12 protein-coding genes are annotated in these 9510 nt (G+C 34.7%); 11 read left to right on the top strand and 1 reads right to left on the bottom strand.

Translation table 11 applies throughout. The features are described 5' to 3' along the window. Together AC1D0Y_RS29000 and yjcZ are read left to right on the top strand one after the other, a co-directional pair. A partial coding sequence (locus AC1D0Y_RS29000) for a hypothetical protein (RefSeq protein ID WP_477708379.1) occupies positions 1–220 on the top strand: 220 nt, incomplete at its 5' end. Between the two features lie 629 nt (positions 221–849). After that, a complete protein-coding gene (gene yjcZ / locus AC1D0Y_RS28995; protein ID WP_477708378.1) occupies positions 850–1005 on the top strand; it encodes a sporulation protein YjcZ in 156 nt (51 codons plus the stop codon). 291 nt (positions 1006–1296) lie between these two features. On the opposite strand, the gene AC1D0Y_RS28990 is transcribed toward yjcZ, so the two are convergent. Beyond that, complete coding sequence (locus AC1D0Y_RS28990; RefSeq protein WP_477708377.1) at positions 1297–1632, bottom strand: SPW repeat protein; 336 nt, start codon at positions 1630–1632, stop codon at positions 1297–1299. Positions 1633–1951: 319 nt separating this feature from the next. Between AC1D0Y_RS28990 and AC1D0Y_RS28985 the strand changes: the two genes are divergently transcribed. The 9 genes from AC1D0Y_RS28985 to mobV all read left to right on the top strand — a co-directional run. Further along, on the top strand, positions 1952–2140 hold the full coding sequence (locus AC1D0Y_RS28985; protein ID WP_439867540.1) for a hypothetical protein: 189 nt from the start codon (positions 1952–1954) through the stop codon (positions 2138–2140). Between the two features lie 134 nt (positions 2141–2274). Further along, complete coding sequence (locus AC1D0Y_RS28980) at positions 2275–2787, top strand: HTH domain-containing protein (protein WP_477708376.1); 513 nt, start codon at positions 2275–2277, stop codon at positions 2785–2787. Between the two features lie 234 nt (positions 2788–3021). After that, a complete protein-coding gene (locus AC1D0Y_RS28975) occupies positions 3022–3600 on the top strand; it encodes a MarR family transcriptional regulator (protein ID WP_477708375.1) in 579 nt (192 codons plus the stop codon). Positions 3601–4212: 612 nt separating this feature from the next. Next, positions 4213–4752, top strand: a complete 540-nt coding sequence (locus AC1D0Y_RS28970) for a DUF3967 domain-containing protein (protein WP_477708374.1) — start codon at positions 4213–4215, stop codon at positions 4750–4752. A 175-nt stretch (positions 4753–4927) separates the two neighbouring features. After that, positions 4928–5344: an NAD(+)--rifampin ADP-ribosyltransferase gene (gene arr / locus AC1D0Y_RS28965; RefSeq protein WP_477708373.1), complete on the top strand. Its 417-nt coding sequence runs from the start codon at positions 4928–4930 to the stop codon at positions 5342–5344. Between the two features lie 137 nt (positions 5345–5481). Then, positions 5482–6480, top strand: coding sequence for a DUF3231 family protein (locus AC1D0Y_RS28960; RefSeq protein WP_477708372.1), 999 nt, complete (start codon positions 5482–5484; stop codon positions 6478–6480). 476 nt (positions 6481–6956) lie between these two features. After that, positions 6957–7961, top strand: coding sequence for a DUF3231 family protein (locus AC1D0Y_RS28955; RefSeq protein WP_477708371.1), 1005 nt, complete (start codon positions 6957–6959; stop codon positions 7959–7961). Between the two features lie 12 nt (positions 7962–7973). Beyond that, positions 7974–8486, top strand: a complete 513-nt coding sequence (locus tag AC1D0Y_RS28950) for a hypothetical protein (protein ID WP_477708370.1) — start codon at positions 7974–7976, stop codon at positions 8484–8486. 359 nt (positions 8487–8845) lie between these two features. Next, the coding region (gene mobV, locus AC1D0Y_RS28945) for a MobV family relaxase (protein ID WP_477708369.1) at positions 8846–9510 on the top strand (665 nt) is incomplete at its 3' end.

The raw sequence follows: 9510 nt of genomic DNA, 5'->3' as shown, positions 1-9510 counted from the left end.
GCACTTTTTATACATTCTTTCAGTAATCACCTTTCGTAGAAACCTTGGCATATCAAGGATGTATAAAAAGCTGCATATTGGAGAGAAACCAACTCTTGAAGAATCCTTATACGCCAAGGGTTCTCTTTTTGCGTGTGTTCCGGAAAGAGACATTATGTTAACTAAGGTTGTATATGATATACAGCCTAAAAACAGAAAAAAACTACCTCATGGGAGTTAAGGATAGTTTTTTTCATAAAGAAAATGGAATTTTATGAGATGATGCTTGCCACATCATGAGTAGTTTGCTCAGAAAGTAAAATTTTATTCCCAATAAGCAAGTTACCTAAAGGGAAATAAAGGAATATGATGTAGTTCGAATAATTTTCGTCTCACACTTAGAATCCTTTTAGCTTTATTTTTCATCTTCATAATTCATAAAGTCAAAAAAAGAAAAAACAATCTGTATTGGAAGACAGATTGTTTTTTCTTCTAAAAGAGAGATGGCTTTATCGAAGTGGCATTCCTAGAGCCTTCTCTAATAATATTCAATATCTTTCTAGATAATGAATTCCAATAAAATCCATTATACTAACTAAATATATATATGATATACATCTAAAAAAACAGAAAAACCCCCAGGCGGCAGGGAGTTTTTCTGTTTTTTAATAACTGTAAATCTGTTAGGGAGGGTAACTGATCTACTGGGATTCAATCGGATGGTTCATTCATTCTATGTAAAGTAATCTAAAGGGTTTATATATATCTACAAAAATCCTATTATTTTATTTTTACCAGTGCAGAGTATGGGCGAGCAATTTTACTTTTTATACATATCTTAAAAGTATTAAGTATGTAGGGGGTGGAAATATGGGCTTCGGAGGTTACGGTGGCTGTGGTTATGGAGGCGGTTACGGCTATGGCGGAGGCGGCTGTGGTGGCGGCTTTGCCTTAATCATTGTACTGTTCATTTTATTAATCATTATTGGCGCTTCTTGTTTTGGCGGCGGTTTTGGTGGTTGCTAATAATTAAAGGTCGTTTTTATTTTAATTATTATTTAGCCTTATTTCCTATTTCAAAAAGTTAGCTTTATGCTAGCTTTTTTATTTCTCTTTATTGTATATACATAGAAATTGTAGAAAAAACATATTATGCTAACTACAGGTGTATAGAATATACAGTCTAAAAAAAAGAAAAAACTACTGGTGTGTGATCAGTAATTTTTTCTTTTTCCTGAATGGTAATCAATAGTTAGTTGACGTTGCAGAGCGTCCTGAGTAGTTTGCTCAAATAGTCGATTCCTATGCGTTTTATTTCTAACCAGCAGCCTTTGAACTCGAATTAGATCCTAAGTTCCATAAACTAAATATAATCGTGATTAAACCAAGAACTACGCTTGACCAAACCTCTCCATTTGTTAACGAGTAGATAAATGGGAAAATTATAAACCAGACACCAGTAATCGCAGAGACCCAGTTTTGCCATGAATTCCAGCCAGGCTTGTCATAACCCCATAACGATACAATAACTTGAATGATTCCAAAGACTATACTTGACCATAAAGCCCCTGATTGATCTGAATAACCAATAGCCCAAGGTGCGATAATAAACCAGACACCTATTAAGGCGTTTAAATTACCCCTTAATTTCATAATGACACCTCCTCTAAGTTTAGGAATCTTTAAAAATTCCATTGTTAGATTATATGTTTAGAAACTATAGAGATTAACTTAATATATAACAATTAAATAAACAGAATATTTAAACAATGTCTTTACTTTGTAATCGCTTTCATTTATAATGAAGATAGGTTGGATGGCATGAGTGGCTGTCATAGTATTTAGCGTAGGTGGGGCTGATACAAGGGATCAGGGCATAAAAGAAATGTCCTTTTTTGCTTTGGAAACATTTATTAAGAAATGGAAACCTTTTATTTTTTCACTTAGTTGATTAATTAGAGAGGTGTTTTATATGAATAAAAATGAAGATATTAACGTTTTCTTATTAATGTTGTCGGTGATCTCTATTTGTGGAGGATTGTTATTAACAAATATTTTTATTTATTCTCCTCTTATTGGTTGGCTTGTAGCAGCATTTTGTTTAATAATGAATTTCACTTATAAAGAAGAACAACTGAAATATAGAAAAAGAGAAGATTAAGAATAGGATCTTCTCTTTTTTTATGGATTCTTATAACGTGTTTTATGGTAACAGGTAAGAGAAGTTATAGCAGGAAATATTACTTTGCATTTGAATACTAGTACTATAATTCTAAAATGAAAGTGGAGGTTAGTATGATGCTAGTAAAAAAGATGTTAAATGGAATTATGATGAAAGAAATCACGATTAAAGAATTAGCTGATCAGTATGATGTAAGTACTCGTACCATCCAATTGAAGATTAAAAAATTAGGCTACGAATGGGATAGTAAACAAAGTATTTATCGTTATGTTGGAGAAGATACAGAACCTTTAGATCTTGATTTTAGTACCCTTATCTCTAAAAACAGCACAATACCAGCAGAACGAAAGCAAACTACTAGTGAAATAGCAGCTAGCATTATCAATATGAATGAAAGTGAAAGTACTAGCACTAGCTTTCTAAAAGCTAGCACGAATGCTAGTAAAGTAGATGCAATTGACATTTTGCTGCAAAATCCAAAAGACCGATCTAAAAGAGTATATCGAGGGTTTTATTTCGACGATGACGTTTTAAGTATTATTGATCGAGTTCCTAAGAGTTATAAATCTGAATTCGTGAATGAAGCTTTGAGAAAAGTATTTAAAGAAAAAGGGTTATTAGACTAAAAAACTCACCTACATTTTAGGTGAGCTTTCTTGCTTATTCTACAAATAGGGTTTGCAAAAATGTAGGATTTGGTAGAAAATTAGACATAAGAAAAAGCCCTCAAGTTTTAGCGGACTAGGAGGACTTTCTCTGAAAAATATTAAGAAGGAATTAACCTTCAACTACATAACTTTATAAATGTATTCTAACACAATAAGGTTAGTTCCTTCTACAAAAAAATGGAGGAATTAAAGTTGGAAAAAGCATTAGAAGCAGCCGAAAGAAAAGCTAGATTAAGAGATATTGAAAATTCTCAGGTTTTATCGCAAGAGGAATTAGATTTAGCAAATCAACTGCAGGCTAAAGCAAATGCAGGGAAAATGAAATTAGTACCTGAAAAAAAAGTTAAAAACAAAGCAAAGTTTGCTCAAATCATTCAACCTAATTGGGGTTATCTGTTTGAAATTGATTATTTGAAAACTGAAGAGTATAAGTTTTTAAATAGAGTGATTCCTTATATAGGGTTTCGTTCAAATTGTTTAGTAGACGATATTAATAAAAAATCTCCAGTTCCCCTTAGTCAAAGTGATTTAGCTCAGAAATTAGGTTCTAGTAAGTCTACTGTGAGTCGGCTTGTTAAACAGCTGATAGATAAAGGAATAATGTCTAGAGCAGAAAGTGGCAAAGATGACGTTAATGCCAGGATGTACGCACTCTATATAAATCCACATATTATTTATTGTGGAGATCGTGATAATATAAATGAGACGTTACAAACAATGTTTAGAAAAACTCCTAAGGCACTGAAAAAATTACCTGAACGATTATTTTAAAAAAATCCGTAGTTGTCAATTTCGATAACTACGGATTTTTTGTTTTTTTTATTTTCCATAGTTATCGAAATCGATAACTAAAGTTATCGATTTCGATAACTATGGAAAATCTTAAACCTCTTGATATTATTGGGTTTATCGTGTTTTTTTTTATCTGTTCCTCTCACTCTCATATTAAATAGCAATTCGCTGATAGAATTGCAAGGGTCTTTTTATACTTTTTTCGTTAAAACTATAAAACTTAAATAGCTATTTAAAATACAAGGTGCGAGTAGTATTTTTTAAGAAGATCATTTAAAAAATCTCCACTCTTTTCTCCTTGCATTTTAAATTTCGGCAGGGTTGGTTATATTGCCAAGCCGAACATACCCAAAACGAAGTTTAAGATGCTCGGCTTGCGACGGCCATCGTACCTGCCGAACCGCCGGAGCAACTGTCCGAAATTCTACCCTTTTTCATAATGTATCTACACTATTTTTAAAGCCAGCCTCACACCCCAAAACGAAGGCGGCCACGTGATTCTAAAATATAAGTCTGGATCGTCTTTTAAAAGGAACTTTTCTTTTATATATCGAATGACATATCATAGGACATAGCAGGAGGTTGTGCGATATGTCAGGTGACACAAAGAAGCAGCAAAAGGTTTATACAGCAAGGGAAGTTGCTACCCTTTTAGCGATACAGAACACTACTGTTCGTAAGTATTCTCAGCTGCTTGAAAAAGCAGGGTACCATATCCATAAAAATGAGTTGGGCCACAGAGGTTTTTTTGACAAGGATGTAATGGTTTTACGTAAGATTAGAGAGTTGATAAAGCACCCTGATATGTCACTAGATCAGGCTATAAATGCAGTAATATCAACGGTTGGCCAAGACGATGTGTCAGACCGTGACACAGAGGAATTAGCGACATATCAGGGGACGCAACAGTATGAGCAATTACTAAAACAATTTGAAGATTTTAAAGAGGAACAAATGAAATTTAATCAAGAATTATTGAAGCAGATCCAACAAAGAGATGAGTATATTTCAAAGAAATTAGAGAATAGAGATCGTGAACTTTTAGATGCTGTTAAGGGAATTCAAGAAACTCAACAATTTATTGCTGCCAGTGAAGAAAAGAAAAAGAAGTGGTGGGAATTTTGGAAATAAAAAAGACGGCCAGCTAGCTGGCCGTCTTTTTTATTTAAATGAGTTGTTTTCGATAACACCTTAATCTCTACTTTAATTATAACCCTATTTGAAAATTATTTATAGACTGTTTTTCTACTCATGTCCGGCCTTATACTGTTATACGCAAGTTAAAAAGTATAAAGGGTGTGGCTATATGAATGAGAAGAAAAATGTCTTAGATCCTGGTCCTTTTTTCCATGGTACTAAAGCAGAACTAAAGATTGGAGATCTGTTTGAGCCATTGTATTTATCTAATTATCAGGATAAAAAATCTAACCATATCTATTTTACTGGCACATTAAACGCTGCTAAATGGGGTGCCGAATTAGCAAGATCTAATTCAAAAGAAAGAATTTATATTGTAGAACCATTAGGCGATTTTGAAAATGATCCGAATTTAACAGATAAAAAATTCCCTGGAAACCCAACACGTTCTTATAGATCTAAATCTCCCTTGAAAATAGTAGCTGAATTAGGTTCATGGGAAAGACATTCCGATGAAGAAATTAATCATATGCTTACATCTTTAAAAAAGTTAAGCGAAGAAGGAAAAAATGTAATATACGATTGATTCTCATACTATTAAAATTCCAGTTAAATGCCAAATTAACAATGGCGGCCGCCATTGTTATGAATATGAAAATCATGTTAAATGTAAGAATTTTGGGCACAATACTATAAGTTTATATAGTATTGGAGGTAACAAATTTGGATAATAAAATGAGATTAACGTCCTCAGAAATTACAAGTTTATGGACACAATATATTCAAGATACAATGGCTGTTTGTATTAACAAATACGTGTTGGCAACTGTTAAAGACCCTGAGATTTATTCTCTATACGAATTTACCCTAGGTATATCCGAGAAGCATTTAAAAGCGCTTAGCAATATTTTTAAATCTGAAAAGTTGGAGCCGCCCAAAGGATTTACTGAAAAAGATGTAAATGTAGATGCTCCGCCTCTGTTTACAGATGTTTTTTGGTTAGGCTACATGCATGAGATGACAATGCACGGGTTAGCTGGATATAGTATATCTTTCAGTGTGTCTGCTCGAAAGGATATACGAGATCATTATTTCCAATGTAATATTGATGCTATGGAGATTTATAATAAATCGATTGAAATTCTTTTATCCAAAGGCATTTATCAACGATCTCCTTATTTTTCCAAATATCAAAAGAGTCAATCAGTTACAGAGTTAGGGTATGTTATGGACTTATTTGGAGATAAAAGGCCTTTAAATTCAATGGAAGCAGGAAATATTTATTTTAACTTAAAAAAGAGTATTGCAGCTAAAGCTCTTGTCGTTGGATTTAAACAGGTAATTAAGGATAAAGATATTCATAAATTTATGGATAATTGTTTACATACAGTTAATAAAAATATAAATATCTTCTCTTCTGTACTTCAGGATGAAAATCTTAAACCTCCCCAATTATTAGACAGTGAAATTACAAATTCTGAAGTAGCTCCTTTTTCAGATAAATTAATGGTGTTTCATGCTGGGTTTTTGTTTAATTTAGCCACTACGTATTATGCTGCAGCTATGGTAACAAGTATGAGAATAGATGTAGCTGGACATTGTGATGCCTCTATTCTTAGGGATTTAAAAACGATTTCATCTTTTGGGAGAATTATGATTAAAAAAGGGTGGATAGAAAAACTACCAGAGGCGGATGATCGTAAAGAGTTACCTAATAATTGACAAGAATTTTTACTCTTTTATAAATTTTTAAGATGTATTTTAGATTATCTGTAAAAATTAAATCACAAGACCGACAGGCCGAGAATTTAAGGAGTTTTGATGTTTGCTATTTTCCATGGAAGGTTCGGCAGAGTTGGTTATATTGCCAAGCCGAACATACTCAAAACGAAGTTTAAAATGATTGGCCTGTGACGTCCATAATTGGTAATTTCACTGAAAACAGATTACATAAACGGGGACTAGTCCCCGAACTCCTAGCCAGCACGCCACCCCAAAACGAACGGGATTGAACGCGCTCCATGCAACCTGCACAAATGGCTGTTCAAGCTCATGAGTTTAAAGCGGCCAAGCTACTATGAAGTATCTTCACATGAGCATATTGGGTGCGAAGCGGTAGCCGATACGCTTATTTTCATAAATAAATACTTCCAGGGCAAACTAAACGATATGGTTTATATGCTATGGAGGTAAGTAATTTGAATAAGAAAAATGATACTAGATTAACCTCTTCAGAAATTACAAGTCTGTGGGTTCAATATATGAGGGAAACGATGGCAATTTGCATCAGTCAATATGTATTAGCAACTGTCAAAGATCCTGAAGTTCGTTCTCTTTTTGAATTTTGCTTAGAGCTATCTCAAAAACATCTCAAAGTATTAAAAAAGATTTTAGATGCTGAGAATTTTCCTTTACCCAAGGGATTTACAGATAAAGATGTAAATTTGGAAGCCCCACCTTTATTCACGGATGTACTTTGGTTACATTACATACATACTATGACGATCCATGGATTATCAGGACATAGTATGTCATTCAGTAGTTCTGTTCGGAAAGATATTAGGGATCTTTATTATCAATGTAATATGGATGCGATGGATGTTTATAACAGATCAATTGATATTCTTTTATCTAAAGGTCTTTATGAGAGAGGTCCTTATTTTTCAATGCCTCAAAGTATTGAATATATAACAGAATTAGGATATGCAATGGATATATTGGGGAAGAAAAGACAATTAAATTCGATGGAGGCAGGAAATATATATACTGATTTAAAGAAGAGTATTTCAGCAAAAGGCATTCTCCTTGGATTTCAGCAAGTAACTAAAGATAAAAAAATACGTAAGTTTATGGATGATGGTTTAAATTTAGTTAATAAGCATATAAGTCTTTTTTCTTCACTGTTACATGAAGGAGGTCTCCATACTCCACCGTTATTAGACAGAGAAGTTACAAATTCTAAAATGGCACCTTTTTCAGATAAACTAATGCTATTTCATGCTGGATTTATGTTTAGTTTAGCTATGATATATTATTCGGTTACTATGTCTGTCAGTATGAGAATTGATGTAGTAGGACATTGTGAGGCGTCGATTCTAAGAGATCTAAAACTTACTACCAGCTGGGGAAATATTATGATTGAAAGAGGATGGATAGAAAAGCCACCAGAAGCAAATGATCGAAAGGAACTATCTAATAATTAAGGAGATGCGTTTATGAAAAAATCTAAATTAGTTTTAATCGTGATGGTTCTCCTTTCCTGGTCTAGTCTTCTTTTTATAGGACGTCGAGATTTTAAGAGATATCTTCCTGCTGCCGTATTCATTGGCATCGTTACAAAGTTAGTAAATAAAGTTGCTAAAAAAAGAAAGTGGTGGCGCTTTGCTCAGAGTATTCATCCTAAAATTAGTGGAGAAGATACATGGGCATGGGGATTATTCTTTCCTTCTACCCTTTGGATATTGAAGCTTTCTTACGGAAATTTACGATCGTATATTACGTATAATCTTGTACTACATATGTCTTTTGTTTATCTATTGCTATCATTTTTAAAGAAGCTAAAGATTGTTTCATTAGTGAAGTTGAGCAAAGGGCAGTATTTGTTATGTAGAGAAATTCTTTTATATTTATTTCAATTTATCAAGGAGTACTTAGGAAGGAAAAAGCCACATAACACATCTGTCAACGGTAAATCGCAAGACCGTCAGGTCGAGAATTTAAGGAGTTGATAGATTCACCAGACCCAAACCCTCTTGGCACTCAAACAAACGCGTTTGTTTGACGCCAACCGGCGAGGGAGCCCCCTCAAAGGTTGAGGGGGTTGGGGGTGTTTGTAGAAGCTATTCCAAAGGGGCTTCCCTTTGGCAGGTGGTGGACGGCGTCCACGGTCTTATAGAAAAAGGCCATCCGTGAAGGATGGCTTTTTTCGTTTTGGCGGAGCCAAACACAGGGAGGAATTCCGACCGCCACCTCGTAGAGCGCGCTCCCAATTTTATCGAAGATGAAAAATTGGTGTAGTGCGTTACACCAAATCTAAAATTGTGGTATGCTAGACCCAAGTACAGTGGTCGAAATGGGGGATTGAGGGATGGCCAAATATGGGATTATCCGCATGCAAAAGTTCCACAAAGACGCAATATTGGGGATCCAGAAACACAACCAACGTGAAGGCGAGAACAGGAAAAATAAAGACATCGATTCAACCAGAACGATGCTCAACTATGACTTCGTGAACGAGGACAAGATTAAGTACCACGAAGAAATTAAAAAGATGACGGCCACGCGTGTGAAACGAAAAATTCGGAATGATGCTGTTCTAGTCGCAGAGTTCTTTGTCTCGGCCAGTCCGGAGTATATGCATGCGATGTCGCCAGACGAGCAGCGCAAATATTTTGAAGCAGCACTGGATCATATCTCTGGTAAGTATGGCCGCCAAAATATTTTATATGCCATGGTACATAATGATGAAGCCACGCCACACATGCATGTGGGTTTTGTGCCAATCACGGAGGATCGACGCTTGGCCGCGAAAGATTACTTCCATGGCAAAACGAAGATTCGTAGAATCCAAGATGACTTTCACAACTACATGAACAAGCGTGGTTATGACATTGAGCGTGGCGAGCCGAGTGAGCTGGAGCATAAGAGTGTTCATGAGTTTAAGAAACAAGAACGAGAAAAAGAGCTAAAGCAGTTGGAACAACAAGTGGCTCACAAGGAAAAAGAAATTCAACGCATGGACAATTTGGTGGA

Source organism: Priestia sp. P1_B12_1 (assembly GCF_056406695.1).
The sequence above is the reverse complement of the archived record's forward strand: the minus strand, read 5'-3'. Positions and strand labels throughout refer to the sequence as shown.

Coding starts and splice junctions, on each gene's coding strand:
- yjcZ (WP_477708378.1), top strand. CDS start 850: ATGGGCTTCGGAGGTTACGGTGGCTGTGGTTATGGAGGCGGTTACGGC.
- AC1D0Y_RS28990 (WP_477708377.1), bottom strand. CDS start 1,632: ATGAAATTAAGGGGTAATTTAAACGCCTTAATAGGTGTCTGGTTTATT.
- AC1D0Y_RS28985 (WP_439867540.1), top strand. CDS start 1,952: ATGAATAAAAATGAAGATATTAACGTTTTCTTATTAATGTTGTCGGTG.
- AC1D0Y_RS28980 (WP_477708376.1), top strand. CDS start 2,275: ATGATGCTAGTAAAAAAGATGTTAAATGGAATTATGATGAAAGAAATC.
- AC1D0Y_RS28970 (WP_477708374.1), top strand. CDS start 4,213: ATGTCAGGTGACACAAAGAAGCAGCAAAAGGTTTATACAGCAAGGGAA.
- arr (WP_477708373.1), top strand. CDS start 4,928: ATGAATGAGAAGAAAAATGTCTTAGATCCTGGTCCTTTTTTCCATGGT.
- AC1D0Y_RS28950 (WP_477708370.1), top strand. CDS start 7,974: ATGAAAAAATCTAAATTAGTTTTAATCGTGATGGTTCTCCTTTCCTGG.